The organism is Arthrobacter sp. 05N428_2, assembly GCF_056397065.1.
Genome location: NZ_JBFTMR010000005.1, coordinates 13,668 through 36,743 on the forward strand (window position 1 = coordinate 13,668; position 23,076 = coordinate 36,743).

At 67.0% G+C, this 23,076-nt stretch carries 20 protein-coding genes; 7 read left to right on the forward strand and 13 right to left on the reverse strand.

Annotated features, from left to right (window positions below):
- The first annotated feature begins 14 nt into the window (after nucleotides 1–14).
- A complete protein-coding gene (locus tag AC1DGI_RS06770; protein WP_476898225.1) occupies nucleotides 15–746 on the forward strand; it encodes a VIT1/CCC1 transporter family protein in 732 nt (243 codons plus the stop codon).
- Nucleotides 747–792: 46 nt separating this feature from the next.
- Nucleotides 793–1,863, forward strand: a complete 1,071-nt coding sequence (locus AC1DGI_RS06775; RefSeq protein ID WP_476898226.1) for an aminoglycoside phosphotransferase family protein — start codon at nucleotides 793–795, stop codon at nucleotides 1,861–1,863.
- On the opposite strand, the gene AC1DGI_RS06780 is transcribed toward AC1DGI_RS06775, so the two are convergent.
- The 10 genes from AC1DGI_RS06780 to dxr form a co-directional block, all read right to left on the reverse strand.
- The gene (locus AC1DGI_RS06780) at nucleotides 1,860–3,302 is read right to left on the reverse strand and encodes a pyridoxal phosphate-dependent decarboxylase family protein (protein ID WP_476898227.1); all 1,443 of its coding nucleotides are present in this window, start codon (nucleotides 3,300–3,302) and stop codon (nucleotides 1,860–1,862) included. The two genes, AC1DGI_RS06775 and AC1DGI_RS06780, sit on opposite strands and share 4 nt — an antisense overlap.
- A 108-nt stretch (nucleotides 3,303–3,410) precedes the next feature.
- A complete protein-coding gene (locus AC1DGI_RS06785) occupies nucleotides 3,411–4,205 on the reverse strand; it encodes a sulfite exporter TauE/SafE family protein (protein ID WP_476898228.1) in 795 nt (264 codons plus the stop codon).
- 21 nt (nucleotides 4,206–4,226) lie between these two features.
- On the reverse strand, nucleotides 4,227–6,038 hold the full coding sequence (locus tag AC1DGI_RS06790; RefSeq protein WP_441401272.1) for a proline--tRNA ligase: 1,812 nt from the start codon (nucleotides 6,036–6,038) through the stop codon (nucleotides 4,227–4,229).
- Between the two features lie 380 nt (nucleotides 6,039–6,418).
- The gene (locus tag AC1DGI_RS06795) at nucleotides 6,419–7,315 is read right to left on the reverse strand and encodes a GNAT family N-acetyltransferase (protein ID WP_441401283.1); all 897 of its coding nucleotides are present in this window, start codon (nucleotides 7,313–7,315) and stop codon (nucleotides 6,419–6,421) included.
- Nucleotides 7,278–8,444, reverse strand: a complete 1,167-nt coding sequence (gene ispG, locus AC1DGI_RS06800) for a flavodoxin-dependent (E)-4-hydroxy-3-methylbut-2-enyl-diphosphate synthase (protein WP_476898229.1) — start codon at nucleotides 8,442–8,444, stop codon at nucleotides 7,278–7,280. Before ispG ends, AC1DGI_RS06795 begins: the two co-directional genes overlap by 38 nt.
- A gap of 49 nt (nucleotides 8,445–8,493) precedes the next feature.
- Nucleotides 8,494–8,787 (reverse strand): YciI family protein, encoded by a 294-nt coding sequence (locus AC1DGI_RS06805; protein ID WP_441401276.1) that lies wholly within the window; start codon nucleotides 8,785–8,787, stop codon nucleotides 8,494–8,496.
- Nucleotides 8,788–8,835: 48 nt separating this feature from the next.
- On the reverse strand, nucleotides 8,836–9,369 hold the full coding sequence (locus AC1DGI_RS06810; RefSeq protein WP_476898230.1) for a hypothetical protein: 534 nt from the start codon (nucleotides 9,367–9,369) through the stop codon (nucleotides 8,836–8,838).
- Nucleotides 9,366–10,085, reverse strand: a complete 720-nt coding sequence (locus AC1DGI_RS06815; RefSeq protein ID WP_476898231.1) for a MarR family transcriptional regulator — start codon at nucleotides 10,083–10,085, stop codon at nucleotides 9,366–9,368. The genes AC1DGI_RS06810 and AC1DGI_RS06815 overlap by 4 nt, the downstream gene beginning before the upstream one ends.
- A gap of 154 nt (nucleotides 10,086–10,239) precedes the next feature.
- Nucleotides 10,240–11,571: a M50 family metallopeptidase gene (locus AC1DGI_RS06820; RefSeq protein WP_476898232.1), complete on the reverse strand. Its 1,332-nt coding sequence runs from the start codon at nucleotides 11,569–11,571 to the stop codon at nucleotides 10,240–10,242.
- 39 nt (nucleotides 11,572–11,610) lie between these two features.
- A complete protein-coding gene (gene dxr / locus AC1DGI_RS06825) occupies nucleotides 11,611–12,795 on the reverse strand; it encodes a 1-deoxy-D-xylulose-5-phosphate reductoisomerase (protein WP_476898233.1) in 1,185 nt (394 codons plus the stop codon).
- Between the two features lie 113 nt (nucleotides 12,796–12,908).
- Here dxr and AC1DGI_RS06830 point away from each other — a divergent pair, with 113 nt between their 5' ends.
- Nucleotides 12,909–14,396, forward strand: a complete 1,488-nt coding sequence (locus AC1DGI_RS06830; RefSeq protein ID WP_476898234.1) for a lipase maturation factor family protein — start codon at nucleotides 12,909–12,911, stop codon at nucleotides 14,394–14,396.
- Nucleotides 14,397–14,446: 50 nt separating this feature from the next.
- Here the strand turns inward: AC1DGI_RS06830 and AC1DGI_RS06835 are convergent, their stop codons facing one another.
- Together AC1DGI_RS06835 and AC1DGI_RS06840 are read right to left on the reverse strand one after the other, a co-directional pair.
- Nucleotides 14,447–15,109, reverse strand: a complete 663-nt coding sequence (locus AC1DGI_RS06835) for a response regulator (protein WP_476898235.1) — start codon at nucleotides 15,107–15,109, stop codon at nucleotides 14,447–14,449.
- On the reverse strand, nucleotides 15,099–16,841 hold the full coding sequence (locus tag AC1DGI_RS06840; RefSeq protein ID WP_476898236.1) for a sensor histidine kinase: 1,743 nt from the start codon (nucleotides 16,839–16,841) through the stop codon (nucleotides 15,099–15,101). The genes AC1DGI_RS06835 and AC1DGI_RS06840 overlap by 11 nt, the downstream gene beginning before the upstream one ends.
- A gap of 242 nt (nucleotides 16,842–17,083) precedes the next feature.
- Here AC1DGI_RS06840 and AC1DGI_RS06845 point away from each other — a divergent pair, with 242 nt between their 5' ends.
- Genes AC1DGI_RS06845 through AC1DGI_RS06855 form a run of 3 tightly spaced genes read left to right on the forward strand, consistent with a single transcriptional unit; the run spans nucleotide 17,084 to nucleotide 19,882 of the window.
- Nucleotides 17,084–17,902 (forward strand): ABC transporter ATP-binding protein, encoded by an 819-nt coding sequence (locus tag AC1DGI_RS06845; RefSeq protein ID WP_476898237.1) that lies wholly within the window; start codon nucleotides 17,084–17,086, stop codon nucleotides 17,900–17,902.
- Between the two features lie 24 nt (nucleotides 17,903–17,926).
- On the forward strand, nucleotides 17,927–18,820 hold the full coding sequence (locus AC1DGI_RS06850) for an ABC transporter permease (RefSeq protein WP_442250427.1): 894 nt from the start codon (nucleotides 17,927–17,929) through the stop codon (nucleotides 18,818–18,820).
- Nucleotides 18,821–18,823: 3 nt separating this feature from the next.
- Nucleotides 18,824–19,882 (forward strand): ABC transporter substrate-binding protein, encoded by a 1,059-nt coding sequence (locus tag AC1DGI_RS06855; RefSeq protein WP_442250426.1) that lies wholly within the window; start codon nucleotides 18,824–18,826, stop codon nucleotides 19,880–19,882.
- A 99-nt stretch (nucleotides 19,883–19,981) separates the two neighbouring features.
- On the opposite strand, the gene AC1DGI_RS06860 is transcribed toward AC1DGI_RS06855, so the two are convergent.
- Nucleotides 19,982–20,986 (reverse strand): patatin-like phospholipase family protein, encoded by a 1,005-nt coding sequence (locus tag AC1DGI_RS06860; RefSeq protein WP_476898238.1) that lies wholly within the window; start codon nucleotides 20,984–20,986, stop codon nucleotides 19,982–19,984.
- A gap of 288 nt (nucleotides 20,987–21,274) precedes the next feature.
- On the opposite strand from AC1DGI_RS06860, the gene AC1DGI_RS06865 reads away from it, so the two are divergent.
- The gene (locus tag AC1DGI_RS06865) at nucleotides 21,275–22,981 is read left to right on the forward strand and encodes an SNIPE associated domain-containing protein (RefSeq protein ID WP_476898239.1); all 1,707 of its coding nucleotides are present in this window, start codon (nucleotides 21,275–21,277) and stop codon (nucleotides 22,979–22,981) included.
- Nucleotides 22,982–23,076: the final 95 nt, after the last annotated feature.

A 23,076-nucleotide genomic window follows, 5' to 3' on the forward strand; every position in this document is an offset into this window, starting at 1 on the left:
GATTTGCTGTAGCCATGGAGATTAGCGGCGCAGCAGCCTTTCACGACAACGAGCCCCACCACGAAGACATTGCACAGCGGCTGAACTGGCTCCGCGCCGGCGTCCTGGGCGCGAATGACGGCATCGTCTCGGTCGCCGCCATTGTGGTCGGTGTCGCCGGTGTGACCACCGATTCGGGCCCGATCCTCATCGCCGGCGCTGCCGGCGTCGTCGGCGGCGCCATATCGATGGCCCTGGGCGAGTACGTGTCCGTGAGCAGCCAGAAGGACAGCCAGCACGACTTGATCGAGAAAGAACGCCGCGAACTGGCCGAACAGCCCGAGGAGGAACTTGCCGAGCTGGCCGCTATCTACCAGGGGAAGGGCCTCAGCCCCGAAACCGCCCAGCAGGTGGCCACCGAGCTGACGGCGCACGATGCACTCGCTGCCCACCTGTCCGCCGAACTGCATATCGACGAGACCGACATCGTCAGCCCGTGGCACGCGGCGTTCGCCTCCGCCGTCGCCTTCCTGATCGGGGCCATCCTGCCGATGCTCGCCATCTTGCTGCCGCCGCAAAACGTCCGCGTCCCGCTGACTTTCGCGGCGGTACTCATCGCGTTGGCGGCTACCGGAGCCATCGGTGCCTGGATCGGCGGCGGCTCGCAGATGAAGGCGGCCATCCGGGTGGTCATCGGCGGCGCCGCGGCTCTCGTGGCGACCTTCCTGATCGGCAGCTGGCTCGGCGCCAGCGGCATCGCGGCCTGACCGGCGGGAACGACGCCGTAACTCCACTGGAACTACGCTGGAGGCGATGACCACGCCTGCAGCCGTCCCGATCCCACCCGCGCTCTCCCACCGCTACGGCGGCAGCAGCGAGGGCCGGGCCTGGCTGGCGGCTCTCCCCCGGGTGCTCGGACGCTGCCTGGAGCAGTGGCAGCTCGTGCCTGATCTGGCCCCCGGCGGCCTGCCTTGGCACGGCCACGGCGCCATCGTGGTCCCGGTCCGCGGGCAGACGCCCGATGCCGCGGCGGCGGTCCTGAAGCTCGCTTTTCCGCACGAGGAAGCATTGGCTGAACGCCAGGCCCTTGCGTTGTGGGGCGGCCGAGGCGCCGTCCAGGTCTATGAGGCGGACCCCGAGGCGGGTGCCCTGCTGCTCGAACGGCTCGACGGCGGCCGCTCGTTGCAGGACGTGCCGCTGGACGCCGCCGCTGCCATTTGGGGCGGCCTGGTCAGCCAGCTGAGCCTTCCGCCGGACGGCCGGCCGCAGTGGCCGGCCTTCGGCCACATAGCTGCCCGCGCCGAGCAGTGGAGCGACGAGCTCCCGGAGCGCTGGGAGCGGCTCGGCCGGCCGTTCCCGCGCTGGCTGTTGGAAGCAGCTCTGGAGGTCTGCCAGACCCGCGGCGCTGTCGGCCGGCGGTCCGGCACGGACGTACTGGTGCACACCGATCTGCACTTCCAGAACGTCCTCGCACGGCCCGCCGCCCCGGAGCGGCGCGGCCCCGGAGGCTTGCCCGGTGCCGGATTCACGGCCGAAGAATTCAAGGCGATCGACCCGCAGCCCTTGGTCGGCGAAGCGGAGTTCGCGGTCGCCCCGCTGCTGTGGAACCGGCTGGCCGAGCTGCCCCGCACCGGTCCCGGCGACGCCTTGCTGGCCCGCTGCCGGGACTTCAGCGCCGCAGCCGGCCTCGACGGCGAGACTGCCCGGCAGTGGGCTGTGGTCCGGGAGGTGGAGAACGCCTTGTGGTACGCGGAGCGCAACCACCGCGGCGACCTGGCCCGCTCCCTGTGGGTGGCCAGCACCCTCGCCGGAAATACGCTCGCCGGCCTGCCGGCCCCGCAGGGCCTACCGGCGCCCGGGGAAGCCGCCGAACGGTCGGGCTAGCCGCGTTTGTCTTCCCGGACGGCCGCCACGGCATCGCGCACGGCGTCGACCGCAACTGCCACGTCGGCGTCGTCCGTGCTCCAGTTGCTCACCGAAATCCGCAGGATGTCCCGGTCCTGCCAGCGTGAACCGGACATCCAGACCCGACCGTCGGCCATGATCCGGGCCGTCACTGCCCGGGTGGTCTCGTCGTCGCCGAAGGCCAGCGAAACCTGGGTGTAGTCGACGTCGTTGAGCACTTCAACGCCCTCCAGCGCGGAAAGCTGCTGCGCCAGTTGCCCGGCATGCAGCACCAGCCCGCGGACCTGGCCGGCAACGCCGTCCCGGCCCAGCGATTTCAGCGCAGCCCACACCGGCACCCCACGGGCACGGCGGGACAGCTCCGGAACCGTCTCGAAGGGGTCGGGGGCGCCGTCCGTGTCCTGGATCAGGTAGCTGGTGTGCACGCCCATGGCCGATCGCAGCGCCTGCGCGTCCCGGACCACCGCTATCCCGCAGTCGTAAGGGACGTTGAGGGTCTTGTGCGCGTCGGTGCCCCAGGAATCGGCGCCGCCCATCCCGGCGGTCAGGTCGGCGAGTTCCGGCACGGCGGCGGCCCAGAGACCGAACGCACCGTCCACATGGACCCAGGCACCGTGGGCCTTGGCGACGGCGATGGCCTCTTTGAAGGGATCAAAGGCTCCAGAATGCAGGTTCCCGGCCTGCAGGCAGACCAGCAGCGGGGTGCGGGCAGATCCGGCACCGCCGGGGGCGGTGGGGGCGTCTGCCAGCGCGCGGTCCAAGGCACAGTCCAGTTCCGCCGCGTCGATGCGGCCCTGCCGGTCCGCGGGGACGACCGTGGGCCTGCCGAGCCCCAGGTAGCGCAGGCCAAGGTCGATCGTGTCGTGCCGTTCCTGGCCCACGAAGCAGCGGATCCGCGGCGCGCCGGCGAGGCCGTCGGCGTCGAGGTCCCAGCCGGCGTCGGCCATCAGGCGCCACCGTGCCGCGGCCAGGCCGGTGAAATTGGCCATCGTGGCACCGGTGGCGAAGCCGACGTCGCATTCGGCGGGAAGTCCGAGCAGCTCGATCAGCCACTTGCCGGCGGCCTCCTCGATGGCTGCCGTGGCAGGGGTGGCGAAGCGCAGCCCCGCGTTCTGGTCCCAGGCGCTGACCAGCCAGTCCGCGGCCAGCGCGGCCGGCACGGTGCCGCCGATCACCCAGCCGAAAAACCGTCCGGACGGCATCGCCATCAGCCCGGGTTCGGCCTTAGTGGCCAGGTAGTCCACGACTTCCGCCGCCGGGGTGCCTTCCCGGGGCAGCGGACCGCCGAAGTCGGCCGCAAGGTCGGCCGCGGCCACGCGCGGGCCCACGGGCCGGGTTTCCTGGCTCTCCAGCCAGCGGCGGGCATGCCGGAAAGCGGCCGCCAGGGCATCGCCGTAGCGCTCAACAGGAGCTGACATAGCTGCATGCTACGCCCGCGGCCGTGTGCACGGCAGTGCCGCCGGGCACGGCTGTCAGGGCAGCCGTGAGGACGGCTGTCAGGACGGGGGCTGGCAGGACTGCCGGCGCTAGCGGAAAACGTCGTTCCAGACGTCGGATCCGAGCTTGATGATCAGCGCCCCCACCACCACGAGGAACACGACCCGGATGAACTTGCTGCCCCGGCTGACGGCGGTCCGGGCGCCAAGGTAGCCGCCGGCCATGTTGGCCGCGCCCAAGACCAGGCCGAGGCCCCAAAGCAGTGAACCATGCGGCAGGAAGAAAAGCAGGGCGCCCGCGTTGGTGGCCATGTTGACGATCTTGGCCTTGGCGCTGGCTTCCAGGAAGGCATAGCCCATCGCGGACACCAGCGCGATGATCAGGAACGATCCGGTGCCCGGACCGATCATGCCGTCGTAGAAGCCGATCACGGCGCCGATCAGGCAGGCGATGACGTAGTGCCGGTGGCCGTCGTGCCGCAGCCGGGTCAGCCCGCCCACGTTGGGGCGGAGCGCGGTGAACAGCGCCACTGCGACCAGCGCCGCCACGATGATCGGCTTGAACACGCTCGCCGGCAGGGTCGCTGCCAGCACGGCCCCGCCGAAGCTGCCGGCCAGCGCAATGACCGCCATCGGCACGGCGGTGCGCAGGTCCGGCCCGACGCGCCGGTAGAAGGTCACCGCGCTGGTGGTGGTGCCGAAGATGGAACCCATCTTGTTCGTCGCCAGCGCCTGCACCGGGGTGATTCCCGGGACCAGCAGCATGACCGGAAGCTGGATCAGGCCCCCGCCGCCCACCACGGCGTCGACCCAGCCGGCGGCGAACCCGGCAACCACCACGAGGACCAGCGTGGCGAGCTGGATCGATTCAAGCCCCGAGACCATACCTGGCGACGCCGGGACGCGTCAGTTGCTGCGGACGGCGTTGACCACGTGGTCGACAGCCTTGTCCACGGCAATGTTCTCGGCCTCGCCGCTGCGGCGGTCCTTGATTTCCACGACGCCGTCCACGAGCCCGCGTCCGACGGCGACGATGGTCGGGACACCCACGAGCTCGGCGTCGCCGAACTTGACGCCCGGCGACACCTTGGCGCGGTCGTCATAGATGACCTCAAGGCCGGCCGCTTCCAGTTCCAGCGACAATTTTTCGGCGGCCGCGAAGATTTCCTCGCCGCGGCCCACCGCGACGACGTGGACGTCGGCCGGCGCAACGGCCCGGGGCCAAATCAAGCCCTTGTCGTCGTGGTTGGACTCGGCCAGGGCGGCCACAGCGCGGGTGACACCGACGCCGTAGGAACCCATGGTCACGACAACCTGTTTGCCGTTCTGGTCCAGGACCTTCAGGTCGAGTGCTTCTGCGTACTTGCGGCCGAGCTGGAAGATGTGGCCCATCTCGATGCCGCGGGCGGTTTCCAGCGGCCCGGAGCCGTCCGGGGCTTCGTCCCCGGCGCGCACCTCGGTGCACTCAATGACGCCGTCCCAGCCGAAATCGCGGCCGGCAACAAGGCCGAAGACGTGCTTGCCCGCCTCGTTGGCGCCGGTGACCCAGGCGGAGCCGCTGACAACCCGGGGATCCACCAGGTAGAGCAGCTTCGAGGCGCCCTCGGCTCCCAGCAGCGGGGCGTCCAAGGACAGGCCCGGGCCGATGTAGCCCTTGACCAGGAGCGCCTGCTTCTTGAGGTCCTCCTCGTTGGCTGCCTCGAGGGTGATCTCGCCGCCGATGGGCAGGAAGGCGCCGATGTTCGCCTCGACGCGCTTGAGGTCCACGCCGCGGTCGCCGGGCACGCCGATCACGACGAGCTGTCGTTCACCGGTCGGCAGGGTGACGGCGAGGACCACGTTCTTGAGCGTGTCCGCTGCGGTCCAGGCGCCGCCGTCGGCCTCGCCGCGGGGAACCAGGGCGTTGGCGGCGTCGACGAGCGTGTCGATCGTCGGGGTGTCAGGGGTGTCGCGGACCTCCGCGGCCGGCGCGTTGCTGAAATCGATGGCGGGGGGCACCACCGTGGTGACCGCTTCGACATTGGCCGCGTAGCCGCCGGGAGAGCGCACGAAGGTGTCCTCGCCGATCTCGGTCGGGTGCAGGAACTCCTCGCTCTTGGAGCCGCCCATGGCGCCGGCCGTGGCCGCCACCGGAACGACTTCCAGGCCGAGTCGTTCGAAGATCTTCAGGTAGGCGCCGCGGTGCGCCGCGTAGCTGGCATCCAGGCCGGCGTCGTCGACGTCGAAGGAGTAGGAGTCCTTCATGATGAATTCGCGGCCGCGCAGCAGGCCGGCCCGGGGACGGGCTTCATCGCGGTACTTGTTCTGGATCTGGTAGATGCTCAGGGGCAGGTCCTTGTACGAGGAGTACAGGTCCTTGACCAGCAGGGTGAACATTTCCTCATGGGTCGGGGCCAGCAGGTAGTCGTTGCCCTTGCGGTCCTTGAGCCGGAAAATGCCCTCGCCGTACTCAGTCCAGCGGTTGGTCACCTCGTAGGGTTCCTTGGGCAGCAGGGCCGGGAAATGGACTTCCTGGGCACCGATGGCGGCCATTTCCTCGCGGATGATCTGCTCGACCCTGCGCAGTACGCTCAGTCCCAGCGGCAGCCAGGTGTAGATGCCCGGAGCCGCGCGGCGGATATAGCCGGCACGGACCAGCAGCCGGTGGCTGGCGACTTCAGCGTCGGCGGGGTCTTCACGCAGGGTGCGCAGGAACAGCTTGGAGAGTCGAAGGACCACTGGGAGGTATCCGTTTCTGAGGAAGTGCGGGGCGTTCTGGATGTTTACGAAAATTGTCCAGCTACCAATCTACCGTCTGCCGGCGGCCGCGTTCCCCGGCGGAAAGGGAAGAGCCACGCCATAACGCGGAAGCCCCTGGCCGTTACCGGCTGGTCATCCCGTGATGGCGTGGCTCTCTGCGACCCCAGTGCCGCTCTGCCCAAGGCTGCCCGTCCAGCTGGCCCCGCCTTGCCGGACGGCACCTGCAGCCAAGGGTCGGTTTCTTCCCTGAGAGCGCTCGCGCCTGCTCGGCGCGGCTTAGCTAGAACCTATGTGATCCCAGCCACTAAAACAAGAGTCGTCAACCAGATTTCTGTCGAAACAGCTTGTCAATAATGTGACTAGAAAAGCACCGTCGCGAAGGTGCCCACCTGGCGGAACCCGGCCCGCTCATAGCTGGCGCGCGCACGGGTGTTGAAGTCGTTGACGTACAGGCTCGTGACCGGGGCGACGGTCTGGGCGAGGACCACGACGGCGGCCATGTAGCCGGCGCTCCGGCCCAGCCCTCGGAACGCGGGATTCATCCAGACGCCCTGCACCTGCGTGACATCTGCCGTGACAGCGCCGAGTTCGGCCTTGAATACCACTTCGCGGCCCGGGCCCAAGTGGACCAGCGAATGGCCTGCCCGGATCAGGCTCTTGACCCGGCGGCTGTAGTAGTCGCGGCCGCCGAGGTAGGGCGAATAGCCCACTTCCTCCTCGAACATGGCAGCGCAGGCCGGCAGGATCCGGTCGAAGTCCGCGAGCTGGCCAAAGTCCAGCGCGGGGTTGGGCTCGATCAAAGGTGGCCCGGCGATGCTCATCAGCGGCTGCTCGCCGCGGACCTCCTGCGCGGGGCAGCCCAACTGCTCGAGGGCCGCATACAGCGCCAGGACCGCCTCGGCCGGACCGAAAATCGAAGCGTACCGGCGGCCGGAATGGTGCGCGGCGGCCGCGACCAGGCCGGCCAGCTCCGGATCCAGCTGCACCGGCACCAGGTTGGCGCCCGCCCAGCACGCCCCCAGCAGAGTGTCGCCGTCGAACACGCCGAAGATGCTGGCACCGCCGCCGGTGGGCGCCGCGGTTCCGGCTGTTTCGAGGTGGGACAGGATAAAGACGTTCGCGACGGCGTCCTGCCGGGCGAGCTGCAGTAACGCGCCGGTGTCCGCGCCCGCCAGGACCCGAAGGGTGAGGCCGGCCGTGGGCCCGGTGGCGCCGTCCCTACGAGACGCTAACCACGGGGCCACCCTGGACAGCATCTTCGCCATCGGACTCCCCCATCTCTTCAGCGAGACGCATTGCCTCTTCGATCAGTGTCTCAACAATCTGGTCCTCAGGAACAGTCTTGATGACCTCGCCCTTGACGAAGATCTGGCCCTTGCCGTTACCCGAGGCGACGCCGAGGTCCGCTTCCCGGGCTTCGCCGGGGCCGTTGACCACGCAGCCCATGACGGCGACGCGCAGCGGGACCTCCATCCCCTCAAGCCCGGCGGTGACCTGCTCGGCGAGCGTGTAGACGTCCACCTGGGCGCGGCCGCAGGAGGGGCAGGAGACGATTTCGAGCTTCCGCGGGCGCAGGTTCAGTGACTGCAGGATCTGGTTGCCCACCTTGATCTCCTCCACCGGCGGGGCGGAGAGGGAGACCCGGATGGTGTCGCCGATCCCGCGCGAAAGCAGGGCTCCGAAGGCGGTGGCGGACTTGATGGTGCCTTGGAAGGCCGGCCCTGCCTCGGTCACACCGAGGTGCAGCGGCCAGTCGCCCTTTTCCGCCAGCATCTCGTAGGCGGCCACCATGATGACCGGGTCGTTGTGCTTGACCGAGATCTTGAAGTCGTGGAAGCCGTGTTCTTCGAACAGCGAGGCCTCCCAGACCGCGGATTCGACCAAGGCCTCCGGGGTGGCCTTGCCGTACTTCTTCAGGATGCCCGGCTCCAGCGAACCGGCGTTGATGCCGATCCGGATCGAGGTGCCGTGGTCCTTGGCCGCGCGGGCGATTTCCTTGACCTGGTCGTCGAACTTCCGGATGTTGCCCGGGTTCACGCGGACGGCAGCGCAGCCGGCTTCGATCGCCGCGAACACGTACTTGGGCTGGAAGTGGATGTCGGCGATCACCGGGATCTGCGACTTGCGGGCGATGATCGGCAGGGCCGCTGCGTCATCGGCTGAAGGACAGGCCACTCGGACGATGTCACAGCCGGAGGCGGTCAGTTCGGCGATCTGCTGCAGGGTGGCGTTGATGTCCGTGGTCGGAGTCGTGGTCATCGACTGCACGCTGATCGGCGAGTCGGAGCCGACGCCGACCGAGCCCACCTTGATCTGGCGGGTCTTTCGGCGCGGGGCAAGTACGGGGGGCGGTGCGGACGGCATTCCCAGGCTGACCGAGGTCACGTGGACTCCTCTTAAATCTCAGGATCGATGGTGGGCGGGCGGTGCGGGGCTAGGCGGCGTGCCCGGCCAGCAGGCCGGTCACCGGAGCCCACACCGTCGTGCGGATGCCGGAGATGGCGCCGGCACCGGCGTAGGGGTCCTGCTTCAGGATCTCTGTCAGGGCCGGCTCGTCGGCCGCCTTGAAGATGAGGAGGGCGCCGGCGCCGTCCGAGTAGGGGCCGCTGGCAAGGAGCGTGCCGTCCTGGGCGAGTCCTGCGGTCCATTCGCGGTGCGCGGGGCGGGTGGCGTCGCGGGTAGCGGCGGATTCGGCGTCGTAAACGTACTCAACAGCAAAAACAGTCATACCGCTACCCTATCGCCCCTGCCCGCCGGACGCCTCGGCCGAAGCGCGTCAGCCGAGGAAGATCACCTTGGTCAGGGCTGCCACTCCAGCGGCCCAGAGCATGGAGGTGAGGGTGCCGATGATGAACCGTTCGGCGGCGACCGGCGTTTCCTTCAGCTCCGCGAAGCGTCCGAGGCCCTTGATCGCCACGACGTAGGCGATGGCGACGGGCTGGCCGGTCAGGATCGCCATGCAGACAGCCAACCGCTCGAGCACGCCGATGATCGCACCGCCACGCAGGATGCGGGTGCTGGTCCCTGGCGCTGCCGGGGTTGTTCCGACAGTTGCTTCAACGGTTGGTTCAACGGCTGGTTCGACGGCCCCCGCGGCCGATGCCGGCCTCGGCGCTGGTGACGCCGCCGGCAGGGTGATCTCGCCGTCGACCGTGYTGTCCGCGGAAGGGTTATCCGCAGAGGCTCCACCGTCGGCCCGGCTGTCCGACCGGTCATCGATGGTCCGCGCCAGCCGGAACACCAGGGCGGTGACCGGCCAGCCGGCGAATCCGGCCACCAGCAGGGCCAGGGTGATCCAGAGGGCGCTCACCGGTCTCCTTTACTACGTGTCTGCGGGGCGTCGTCGTCCGTCCCGTCGATCAGGCTGTTTGCCAGGCCCAGCAGCATTTCAGCGGCAGGCCTCGCCGCCCATTCTTCCTGCCAGCCGGATCGAAGCAGCGCGCGGCTCACCGATTGTTCCGTGATTCCGAGTTGCCGGGCCGCGATCTTTTGCGTCCCGTGGGTGCCGGCGTGGCCGTGCTGGATGCCGCGCAGCACGTCGACCACCTTCCACTGCGCGGCGGTCCGGTCCTGGACGAGGCGGCCGATCAGCCGCAGCACGGCCTCGGCATTCGAACATTCGCGGACTCCCGGCGTTGCCGGCCCCGGTCCGCGCCCGGGGCCGGCGGCAGTCCCCCSACGAGCCTCTCCGGCGACAGCGAGCGGGACGCGCGAGGCTTCGGACTTGGCCCGTTCCACTGCCGAGCGCGCCGCCACGAAGGCCGGACCCGATCCTTCCCGGGGGCTGGCGGGCAGCGGGAGCTCCACCGGGCCCACCCCGATGCCCACGTACCAGTGGCCGCTGCGGAGTGCGTGCAGGGCGATTTCCACGACGTCGTCCGGGTGCTGCAGCACGCCTTGGACCTCGTCGCCGACCGAGCGTTCGAAGTTTGCGTCGGGGCAAAGCGCGGCCAGTTCGGCCAGCAGGTCCGGGACGCGGTCGACGTCGGCGGTACTGCCGCGCTGGTCAATGGTCAGAACGTACATGTCCCAACCCTAGGCGGCTGATTCGGACAGATCAACCATTTAGGACTGATTATTGAAAATAAGCCAGAATGAGCTGATAGCGATAAATCACCGGGATTCAGATTTGACCGGCCGGCTGCCCGGCCCGGTCTGCCTGGCCGGCCGGCGTGCGCCGCTAACCGAAGAGGTTGACCGGTTTGACGATGTCCGCGTAGATCAGCAGCGCGGACATGCCCATCAGCAGCACGGCCACGACATAGGTGACCGGGAGCAGCTTGGCAATGTCGAAGGCGCCGGGGTCCGGGCGGCCGAACAGCTTGGCAATCTGCCGGCGGGCGCCCTCGTAGAGCGCCCCGGCCACGTGGCCGCCGTCGAGCGGCAACAGCGGAACGAGGTTGAACACGGCCAAGGCGAAGTTGAGCCCCGCGAGCAGCCCTACCAGGGCGGCCACGCGGCTCTGCAGCGGGACCTGCTCCATGGCGGCGACTTCGCCCGCCACGCGGCCCACGCCGACGACGCTGATGGGGCCGTTCGGGTCGCGGGGCTCCTCGCTGAAGGCGGCTTGCGCCACCCCGGCCACCCGGGCCGGCAGGTTCACCACGACGCCGGCGATCTGTTTGATGTTCTCGCCGGCCAGCGGGAGCACGGCCGTGGCGGGCTGTTGCACCAGCGCGGTCTGGGCGCCGATGCCGAGGAAGCCCACATCCTGGTAGCTGGGCTTGCCGGCGGCGTCCTTGGCCTGCCGCCCGTCTGGCCCGATGACCGGACGCGCGGACAGCACCGGGGTGACGGTGGTGGTGACCGGAGCGCCGTTGCGCTCCACGGTGATGCTGACGGGCTTGTCCGCGGAGGCGCGGATCCAGCCGGTGAGCTCTTCCCAGCTGGTGACCTGCTTGCCGTCAAAGGACGTGATCCGGTCGTTGGGTTTGAGGCCGGCGGTTGCTGCCGGGGTGAGCTTGCAGTCGGCCGAGTTGGGATCCACCGTTTCGCCGGCCTTGACCTGGCATTTGGAGACGTCCGCGATGGTGGTGGTGGACGCCGCCACGCCGAAGCCCATCAGCAGCACGGCGGTCAGCGCCACGCCGATCAGCAGGTTCATCGCCGGGCCGCCGAGCATGACGATGACTTTCTTCCAGACCGACAGCCGGTAGAAGACCCGGTTTTCGTCGCCCGGGCCGATCTCCTCGTGCGCGAGGGAGCGGGCGTCGGAGGCGAGCGACTGGAACATGCCGGTGCTGGACGGGCGGACGCTGCCGTCGGTCTTGTTCGGCGGGTACATGCCGATCATCGAGACGAAGCCGCCGAGCGGGATCGCCTTCACGCCGTACTCGGTCTCGCCGCGGCGCTTCGACCACAGGGTGGGCCCGAAGCCGATCATGTACTTGGTGACGCGCACCTTAAAGAGCTTGGCCGGGACCAGATGCCCCACCTCGTGCAGGGCGATGGACACGGCGATGCCGATCACGACGAAGACGACGCCGAGGATAAAGAGGACAACGGGGCTCATGCTGGGCTTGCTACTTCCTGGGCACTGGTCGGCTAATTCTTAGGCACTTCCAACGGCCAAACGCTCGAGGGCCCGCGCGCGTGCCCACTGTTCAGCATCCAGCACGGATTCGAGCGTCAGCCGGGAGGACCCTGAGTGCTCGCTGAGCACGGCTTCGATCGTATCGACAATATCGGTGAAGCGGATCCGGCCGGCATGGAACGCCATTACGGCTTCCTCGTTGGCGGAGTTGAACACGGCCGGGTAAGTGCCCCCCTGCCGTGCCGCTTCCTTGGCGAGGCCGACGGCGGGGAAGGCCCGGGTGTCCAGCGGTTCGAAGGTCCAGCTGGTCGCCTTGGTCCAGTCGCAGGGCTTGGCGGCGCCGGCCACCCGGTCCGGCCAGCCGAGGCCGAGCGCGATCGGCAGGCGCATGTCCGGCGGCGAGGCCTGGGCAATGGTGGATCCGTCCACGTACTGGACCATGGAGTGCACCACCGACTGCGGGTGGACCACGACGTCGATGCGGTCCAGCGGGATATCGAAAAGCAGGTGGGCCTCGATGACTTCCAGGCCCTTGTTGACCAGGCTCGCGGAGTTGGTCGTGACCATCAGGCCCATGTCCCAGGTGGGGTGCGCCAAGGCCTCACGGGGCGTGACGTTGTGCAGCTGCTCCCGGGTCCTGCCGCGGAACGGTCCCCCGGACGCGGTCAGCACAAGCCGGTCCACCTCCGCGGGGGTGCCGGAGCGCAGGCACTGGGCGATTGCGGAGTGCTCCGAGTCGACCGGGACGATCTGGCCCTCGCGGGCGGCCGCCTTGACCAGGGCACCGCCCACGATCAGGGACTCCTTGTTCGCCAGCGCCAGCGTGGCGCCGGACTTCAGCGCGGCCAGGGTGGGGGCGAGTCCGATCGAGCCGGTAATGCCGTTGAGCACCACGTCCGCCGGCATTTCCGCGATCCGGGTGGAGGCGTCCGGTCCGGCAATGATCTCCGGCCGGTAGCCTGCGACGCCGGCGGCGCGGGCGGCGTCGTCGATCAGCTGTTGCAGTGCCGCTGGGTCCCCGCCGGCGATGCCGACGGCACGGGCCCGGGTGTGCACGGCCTGCCGGGCGAGGAGCTCAAGGTTGCCGCCGCCGGCGCTGAGGGCCACGATCTCGAAAAGGTGCGGGGCGCCGTCGACGACGTCGATGGCCTGGGTCCCGATTGAACCGGTGGATCCGAGAAGGACGATTGTGCGCGGCTGCATGCTTCCAGTATCCCGCACCTCGTTCCGGCGTCGCATTTCGGTGCGCCGTTGCTTCCCGGGTGCGCTGATGGCCGCACGTTGACGGGACGGGCCGCAAGCGTAACGTGGGGATCGTGGAGTGGACGGCCTGGTTTGATGCGCCGGAGTACGAGTTCGCCCGGCAGGTGTTGCAGCGCGGCGTCGCCGTCCTCTACTTGGTAGCCTTCCTGTCCTCGCTCAACCAGTTTCCGGCCCTCCTCGGCGAGCGCGGCCTGTTGCCCGTCCCGCAGTTTCTGGCGCGTTCCAGCCGACTGCGCAGGCCCACGCTGTTCAGCTGGCGGTACTCGGACCGTTTGCTGTGCACGGTGTGCTGGGGCGGGATGCTGCTGGCCGGCGCGCTCGTCCTGGGCCTTCCGCAGCTCGGCCCGCCGTGGGTTCCCCTGCTGGTCTTCCTGGCGCTGTGGCTGCTGTACATGTCGATCGTGAATGTGGGCCAAACGTTCTACGGCTTCGGCTGGGAGATGCTGCTGCTCGAGGCCGGGTTTACTGTGGCGTTTCTGGGCTCCGAGCAGACTCCCCCGCCCCGGACCATCCTGATCCTGCTGGCGTGGCTGGTGTTCCGGCTGGAGTTCGGTGCGGGCATGATCAAGATTCGGGGCGGCCGGGAGTGGCGCGACTTGACCGCCCTGTACTACCACCACGAGACCCAGCCGATGCCCGGGCCGCTCAGCCGGCAGGCGCATCTGCTGCCCAAGGCGTGGCACCGGCTGGAGGTCCTGGGCAATCACTTCGCCCAACTGGTGGTCCCGTTCTTCCTCTTTGCCCCGCAACCGCTGGCCGGCGCGGCAGCGGGGATCATCATCTTCACCCAGCTCTGGCTGGTGGCGAGCGGCAACTTCGCGTGGCTGAACTGGATGGCGATCCTGCTAGCCTTCGCCGCGGTCAGCGACCCGGTGGCGCACGCGGTGTTCCCGGCGATCCCGCCCGACTGGCACCCGGTGTCCGCGGGCACGGCCGCCGCGGGCTCTCCCGCCGGCGCAGGCAGCCAGACGCCGGTCGCCTGGCTGGTGGTGGTCTTCCTGGCCACCGTCCTGCTGCTGGTACTCAGCTACCGCCCGGCCGCGAACCTGTTCTCGCAGTATCAGTTGATGAATGCCGCCTTCAACCGTTGGCAGCTTGTGAACGCCTACGGTGCCTTCGGCACGGTCACGAAGCAACGCGTCGAAATAGTGGTGGAGGGAACGCTTGACGCGGAGCCCGACGACGCCGCGGACTGGCAGGAATACGGCTTCCGCGGCAAGCCCGGCGATGTCCACCGCATCCCGCGCCAGTGGGCGCCGTACCACCTGCGCCTCGACTGGCTGATGTGGTTTCTGCCGCTACGCACCGTCCATGAGCTGTGGTTCTACGCATTCCTGGAAAAGCTGCTGGTGGCCGACCGGCCCACCCTGCGCCTGCTGCGGCATGATCCGTTCGACGGCGCCCGGCCCCGCTGGGTGCGTGCCCGCAGCTATCTCTACCGCTTTGCCACCCGGGCGGAGTTCCGCGCCACCGGCCAGCGCTGGATCCGGATGCTGCTGCACGACTCCATTCCGCCGCTGTCCCTGCCGCCGGAAGACTGAGGCTTCCACGCCTTGCCGCCAGGGCGGCCGCCTGGCCCGGCTCACCGGAGCTAGGTTGCCCGGAGGCTGTACCGGTGCTCCGGCCGCCCCGTGCTGCCGTAACGGAGGTTGACGTCGACGGAACCGTCCTCCACGAGGGCGGAGAGGTACCGTTGCGCGGTTGCCCGGGAGATGCCGACAGTTGCGGAAACGTCGACGGCGGTCAGCGCCCCGGGGGTCTGTCCCAGGGCGGCGAGGACGGCGGTCTCGGTCACGGACCGGGCTTTGGCCGTCTGTGAGTCCGAGGTGTGAAGTTGGCGCAGGGCGCGTTCGAGCAGGTCCTGGTCGAGGGCCGTCCCGGAGCCGAGAAGCCGGGTGTACCGCGAATAGCCTCGCAGCAGGTCGGCGAGCTGCTTCTCAGAGAAGGGTTTGATCAGGTAACCGATGGCGCCCCTCCGCATGGCTTTGCGTACCGAGACCGCGTCCGATGCTGCGCTGAGAACGAAAGCATCCACGTCCACGCCGCGCAGGACGTCCAGTCCGCTACTGTCCGGAAGATAGACATCGATTAGGACCAGATCCGGACGGTAGGTCTGGATGGCCTCAAGGGCCGCTCCCCCCGTCCCCACCGGTTCAAGCGCGGTGAACCCCGGCGCGGCGTTCACATAGTCGGCGTGGAGCCGAGCGACGCGGAAGTCGTCGTCGACGATCAAAACCCGCAGGTCATCCCTCATCGTGTTCCTTTCGTCCGTTCGGATTGAGCACCTGCGGCAGCCGGGCGCAGAAGACCGCTCCCGGTCCGCCGGGACGGCCGGTCGAAATTACCCACACGTCCCCGCCCCTGCTTCTGGCAATCTGACGGCACAACGCCAGTCCCAGCCCCTCACCCTGGCCGATTTGCCCCTGGTTTGCCGGCCCGGCGTCCCCGGGGAAAGTCGAATAGCCTTCGGTGAAGGGCGCCTCGACCTCCCGGGTTTGCAACCCGTCCCCGGAGTCAGCCACGGTGATGAAGAGTGTCCCGGCTTCACTGAGCAGTTCAACTTCCACCCAGCGGTCAACGCAGACGCCCCGGACAGCCGCGGCAACGGCGTTGTCAATGAGGTTTCCGAGGACTGTGGTGACGTTTTGCGGATCGGACACCGAGCCGCTGATCAAGGTTGATTCCCCCAGTCGCAGGGGCACCCCCATCTCGGCGGCACGGAGGCCTTTCGCGCCGATGAACGCCTGCAGGTAGGTGTCCTCCAATTTACCGGCGAAGTCCACCGGGTACTTCAGCGGCCCGGATTTCAGGGTTTCCTGCAGGTACGTGGCTGCTTCGCCCGGCCGTCCTATGGTCAGCAGTCCGGACACGGCGTGCAGGCGGTTGGCGAATTCGTGCCGTTGGGCCCGCAGCGCGGTGGACAGTGCGCCGACGGCGTCCAGTTGGCGGCTGAGCGCCTCTACGTCCGTTCGGTCCCGGACCATGAGGACCCAGCCGAGTTCCCGCCGGCCGCGCACCACCTTCCGGGCTGTCATGATCAGCACTGATTCGTTCACCATCATCTGGACGCTTTGCTCGCCGTCGGCGTTCCCGGACTCCAGGAGGGCCAATACCCTGGGCGGGAGTCCGAGTTCGTCCAGGCTGCGCCCGGCGGTCTCTTCCAGCCCCAGGAGGCGGCGGGCCTTGTCGTTGCAGACCGTAACGTGCCCGTCTTCGGCTATCCCGATGACGCCTTCGGCGACGCCGTAGAGCACCACCGCCTGGTCCTGCACCAATTCGCCGATTTCGGCTGGTTCCAGACCCAGGGTGTGGGTCCGGAGCCTTCGACTCAACAGCGTTGTCCCGGCAGCGCCCAGGGCGAGCGCAATCGAAGCGACTCCGAGGATGGGAAGAATGGCGGTCTGCAGGCCGGTCAGTACGTCCTGGGTGGAGAATCCGACGCTTGCCTCGCCCACGATGGTTCGGCCGTCGGTGGACCAGACCGGAACCTTGGACCGGACCGATGGTCCGAGTGTTCCGACCTCCTGGACGGTGATTTCCTGACCGGAAAGGGCCGCATCCGGGCTGGTGCTGACTGGCCGGCCCAGTTCGGCGGGGTTGGGGTGGGACCAGCGCATGCCGTCCCGGTCTGTGACCACGACGAACAAGGCATCGGTGCGGTCTCGGAGGCTTTCGGCCAGTTGCTGGACCGGGCCCATGCGCAGCGCTGAACTGGCCGGAGTGGCTTCAGCGACCGCACCGGCCCCCAACTCCCTGCGGACCGTGTCTTCCACCGCGAGGCTCTGGGCGACGGCGAGGGATTTGGACCCAATCTCCGCACTGAGTCGCTGGTAGGACAACCACCCGTAGACGCCGGCGGTAAGGATGACCACCACCACCACGACTGTCAGCTGCAGGACGAGCATTTTGGTCGAAAAGGCCAGTCCAGACGGCCGGGCTGCCCGGCGGTCTCCTATCTCGGGGACAACAGTGTCCGCTGCTTCCACACTTCCTCATTCACTTCTTCCACGCGGGCCTCGCTGGCCAGCCCCCACGTTAGAGGCATTGCAGTTCCGGCACCAGCGGACCGCTGAGCACAATGCGCAAAAGGGGCACAACGGGTTGATTGGGGCTAATGGCCTAAAGCGCGACGCGGCAAATTTTCCCCCGTACGGTCTTGTGAGGCAGCCCACAGGGACGACTTCCGGTCCCCGGTGCGGCAGCAATGCAAAGTGACGAAGGAGACACCATGCCAGGCAATACGGCGCCCCTGATTGAACTGCGGGCGGCAACGAAAAGATTTCCCAAGAACGGTGGAGGGATCCACACGGCCATCCGGGACGTGAACCTCTCCGTCGCCCCAGGCGAGTTCGTCGCCGTCGTCGGCCCCACCGGCTGCGGCAAGTCGACCACGCTGTCGCTGATCTCGGGCCTGCAACCTGCGTCGCAGGGAGAGACCTATGTCCGGGGGGAACTGGTCACGGGCATCCCGTCGGGGGTTGGCTACATGTTCCAGGCCGATGCGACGCTGCCCTGGCAGACCGTGCTGGACAACGTGGCTTCGGGTCCGCGCTACCGCGGGGCGTCCAAGGCCGAGGCCCGGGATCGGGCCAGGGACTGGGTGCAACGGGTGGGGCTGGGGCGGTTCGAGAAGTACTACCCGCACCAGCTCTCCGGGGGCATGCGCAAGCGTGTGGCGCTGGCGCAGACGCTGGTCAACGAACCCGAAATCATGCTGATGGACGAACCGTTCAGCGCCCTCGACGTCCAGACCCGGCAGCTCATGCAGCAGGAGTTGCTGCGGCTGTGGAGCGGAAGCGACGCTGCCGTCGTCTTCGTTACCCACGACCTGGAAGAAGCCATCGCACTGGCTGACCGTGTGGTGGTCATGACCGCGAGTCCGGCGACCATCAAGGCTGACTTCAGGGTGGACCTGCCGCGGCCGCGCGACGTGGAAGAGGTCAGGCTGACCCCGGAGTTCCTGGCGATCTACCGCCAGGTCTGGGACAGCCTGCGGGACGAAGTCGAACAGGCCAGGGCCTCGGCCGGGCACCCCGATGCAAAGTAACAGCAACCAGTTAGGACAACGACGATGACGTCACCCACGATCAGCGCCCCGCCGATGGGGCAGGGCAACGAGCTCAGCGCGGAAAACGAGGCAACCCTGCTCGCCGCGGCGCGACGGTCAAACAGGAACGCCTCCTACAAGGTTTGGGCACTCCGGGCCGTCATCGTCGCGGTGTGGCTCGGCAGCTGGGAACTGACCGCCACCTACCTCATCGATCCGTTTTTCTACTCCAAGCCCTCCCTGATCTGGGACCGGCTGATCCAGTGGTTCAGCTCCGGCACCCAGTTCGGTTCCGTCTGGGAAAACATCGGCTACACCGTACTGGAGGCGACCGTCGGTTTCGCCATCGGCACCGTCGCCGGCATCGTGCTCGGCGTCCTCCTGGGCCGTAGCCACTACATGGCGGAAGTTTTTTCACCGTTCATCAAGGCTGCCAACGCCGTTCCCCGCATCGTCCTCGCGGCGCTGTTCATCATCTGGTTCGGCTTCGGTATCAACTCCAAGATTGCCACCGTGGTGGTCCTGGTGTTCTTCGCGGTGTTCTTCAACGCCTTCACCGGGGCCCGCGAAGTGGACGGCAACGTGGTCAACAACGCACGGATCCTGGGGGCGAGCAAGCGCAAGATCCTGACCTCGATCGTGCTCCCCAGCGCCACCACCTGGATTCTTTCCTCGCTCCACACCGCATTCGGGTTCGCGCTCATCGGCGCGATCGTCGGCGAATACGCCGGGGCGAAACACGGCATGGGCATGCTGATCGCCAATGCCCAAGGCACCTTCGACTCGGCGGGTATCTACGCCGGCATGATCATCGTCACCGTGGTGGCGCTGCTGGCCGAATCCGTCATTACCACCGCAGAAAACAAGCTCCTCAAATGGCGGCCGTCTCAGGCCCAGACTCAGATCAAGGGAATCTAAACCATGAAAACGAAACTACAGCGACGTAGTGTCCAGGCGTCAGCCGTCCTTCTCACCATCGCGGTTGCCGCCGGAGTCAGCGGTTGCCAGGATTCACGGGCGGCATCGGTGGACAGCGCCAGTACACCGGAGGTCAACATCATCGTGGGCGGCCTGGAAAAGGTCATCTACATGCCGGCGAAGCTTGCCGAAGGCCTGGGCTTGTTCGAAAAGGAAGGGGTCAAGGTCAACCTGCTCGGCGAGCAGTCCGGCGCCACGGCGGAGAACTCGCTGCTGACCGGCAACGCCCAGGCCGTTGAGGGCTTCTACGACCACACGATCGATTTGCAGGCCAAGGGGCAGTGCATCACCTCCGTGGTCCAGCTGGCGAACATCCCGGGCGAAGCCGAGGTGGTCTCCACCAGCAAGGCCGACTCGATCAAAACCGCGGCTGACTTTGAAGGCCGCAACCTGGGCATCACGTCACTGGGATCATCCACAGACTTCCTGACCCAGGCCCTGGCCGGTCAAGCCGGGGTGAAGAGCTACACCCCCGCCAAGGTCGGCGCCGGACAGACCTTCATTGCCGCCATGGACAACAACGGCATCGATGCGGGCATGACCACCGATCCCACCATCGCCCAGCTCGTTGAAACGGGCAAGGGCAAAGTAATGATCGACATGCGCACGGAAGAGGGCACCCGAAAGGCGCTCGGCGGCCTGTATCCGGCGGCGTCCGTCTACATGAGCTGTGATTTCGTGCAGAAGAACCCGCAAACCGTCCAGAAAGTGGTCAACGCCTTCGTGGGCGCGCTCCGCTTCATCAACAGCCACAGCGCCGCCGAGATCGCCGCCAAGATGCCCAAGGAGTACGCCAACGCCGGGCAGGCGCTCTACGAGAAGTCCATCAATGACACCAAGACCATGTTCAACAAGGACGGAAAGATGGATGCCGACGGCGCCAAGAACGTGCTCAGCATCCTGGACAAATACTCCACTAACGTCAAGGGAAAGGGCGCTTCCATCGACCTGAGCAAGACCTACACCACGGCGTTTACCGACAAGGTCCCGGCCGAGAAGTAGCAGCATAGAAGAAGCGGCGGGTGCGCCCCGGTTTTGTCACCGGGCTGCACCCSCCGCTTCCTGTCCACCTGTCTGCAGCGCCGGCTGATTTCCGGAGCGTCAGCGCCAGAATTCGGTGAGCTCCTCGGCAAGGGCTCCGCCCTGGTGATAACCCGCCCGGGCGGCGGGCGGACGCAGCGACGGATCCATCGCATTGGCACCGAACAGGTGCTCGGAATTGCTGTCCGGGCAGATCGTTTCGGTTCTGCTGCCGCCTGCGCGCAGTTCGTCCACCTGCGCCGCCAGCTGCATGCCCCAGTCCAGCGGATGCAATGTCCTGCCGCCAAAGGGTGACAGCACCAGCACACGTCTGGTTCCGGCTGCCAGGTCGGCATTTTCGTTGCGTCGGTAACCGCCGTCGATGTAAGGCTTCCCGTCGATCCGGTAGGGGCGACCACTGGCACAGCTGGCCGCGACGGCGTCCGCCAGCTCGACTCCGCTGTGGCGGTCGAACACCACCGGTTCACCGCTGCGGGCATCGACCGCGGTGATGAGCAACGATCGTTGCGGCCAGCGCTGACTGGGCAGCCGCGAGGCGACGGTGGCGCGCCACTGAGCTTGCCAGGAGCCGTCCGACGCCGCATCCATCTCGAGTGCCGCCGCGCCCATCCTGCGGCGCATGTCAGCCGCGTCCTCGGCGGAACCGATTATTTTTCGTGTTCTCGCCAGGTGGTCCGTCACCGGCCCGTGCGGAACGGGTCCTCGACCGGATCCAAGTGGAGCGGCCCGTTGCTGGTGAGGAGCGCCAACGACGGCGGCAAACAGCTCCGCCGGGGTCGCGCCAGCCAGCTGGGCCGCCGCGGTCGAACCGGCCGACGTACCAATGGTCAGGTCGGCCTCGGTTACGTCCAACCCGGCATCATACAGGCCGGCAACGACGCCGATCAGCCAGGCGTTGCCGGTCGATCCGCCGCCACCGAGGACCAGCGCCCGCTCGCCCGCTGCGTGCATCCGCTTTGTGGCGTCGACTTGCGGCTGGACCTGCTCGGACCTCGGCCGGGCCGCGGCCGTCGTCGAGGTCGGGATCGAGGTGAGGTGCGGAGTTGAAGAAATTGTCGTGTTCATGGGAGTCGCCTTTCGCGAATTGCGTGGCGGGCGCTCCCGGATGCGACTACTTCAGTCGCGCGATCGCGGGCTTCAGCGGAGCGCCCATTGCGGATACTGCGTTCATGGGTCTCACCTCCTGCTGTTGGATCAATTTCACGATCACCGGAATGATCGCACACCAGCGTCGCGGTGCGCAACGGGCAACGGGCCGGCTGCCGTTTCGAAGAGGCCTTGGCGCGAAGCGGCAGATCACGGCGACCGATCGCAAACCCCGAACGTGTCTGCCTCCTGTTATAGGGTCGATTAATGCCGCATTCAATCCTGGCCAAGGGCGGAAATTCGACTTTGCCAGCACATATCGATGAAAAGCTTTCCATTGCTCTTCAATGGAAGACGTCTGGTTCTAATCCGGACCTGGACCTTTTCCTGATCTTGGTCGGTTCCGACGGCCGAGTTCCTTCCAATGAAGCACTCGTTTTCTACAATCAGCCGCAATACCTCGACGGCGCCGTCAAATACATCGGCCGGAAGTCGACCGGCACCGACGTGCACGAGCATTCCGCAACGATCTTGCTCGCTGATATCCCCCTCGTTGTGCAGCGAATCGCCATTGCGGCCAGCCTCGATTCTGCGACGAAAGCCCTGGGTGGCCTAGACGGACTACGTCTGGTGGTCAAGTCACCTTACGGCGTATCTTTCGACATCGCTGCCACGGACCTTTCCACCGAAAATGTGGCAGTGATGGGCGAGATCTACCGCAAGAACGGCGATTGGAAGATCCGCAGCGTCTCGCAAGGATGGACCGGCGGTCTTGAATCGTTTCTTGCAGAGCACGGAGTGGAACTTGGCGCGGAGCAGACGCCGCCTGTGCCCACTGCAGGACCCTCGCCGGCGCCCCAGCACCAGCACCGCATCAACGACCTCCATGATCTGGAACACCGGATACGGGAAAAAGAAGCGGTCCTGAGGGAGCTCGAATCCAGGATTATCGAGACCCGCGAGATCAAGCTCCTCCAGGAACTCGGCATCTACGACTTCGCACACCCGCTGGACGACGCAATCCAATACAAGGACCGTCTGGACCAGCTCCGCCTGAAGATCAAGGAAACCGCGAAGGAGCGTGGCGTTACGGGGGCCGCCAACTGGGCAGTCAACGGCAGTCTGCAGGACGGCGCCCGCATGGTCCGCGAGCAGTGCCGGCTCATGCTCCGCGCTTACAACGCAGAAGCCGACAATTGCATTCGGACGGTCCGCAGTCACAACCTTGAACCGACCCTGTCCCGGCTGACTCGGGCAAAAGACTCGATTCAAAAACTGGGCCGAAGCATGGCCATCCAGATTACAGAGGAGTACCACGAACTCCGTCTCACCGAAATCCGGCTCACCTCGGACTACCACCTCAAGGTTGCCGAAGAGCGCGAGGCTCAACGGGCTCTCCGCGAGGATCTCCGGGAACAGGAGAAAGTTGAACGTGAACTCCAGAGGGCCAGAGAGAAATTTGAGAAAGAACGGGACCAGTACGCAGCCGCTCTGCAGATAGCAGTCACAAGCGGCGACGCCTCGGCAGTCGCGAAAATGACGGCTCGGCTTGAGCAAGCCGAACTCAACCTTCGAGACATCCAAAACCGGGAAGCCAACGCCAAGGCCGGCTATGTCTATGTCATTTCGAATCTTGGGGCCTTCGGCGACCAGATCGTGAAGATCGGCATGACGCGTCGCCTAGAACCCACCGAACGAATCCGTGAACTCAGTGGAGCAGGCGTTCCGTTTCTCTACGACGTTCACGTGCTCTTCTTCAGTGACGACGCCGCGGGCTTGGAGGGGCAGTTGCACAGGGAATTCGAAAGCCGCCGAGTCAACCGGGTCAACCTACGCCGGGAATTCTTTTACGCTACCCCGCACGAGGTCCGCGAAGCGGTGCGCAGAATTGTCGGGGCAACAACGCTCGAATTCAGGGAAGAAGCCGAAGCCTCAGAGTTTCGGCGCAGCCTATCGATGTCCAAGGGGGAATAGTGGGATTCAAGAAAAGCAAATCGTTCAAGGTGATGCCGGGCGTGAGGATCCGCGTCTCTACCAGCGGAGTGAGCACTTACGTAGGCGGCCGCAAG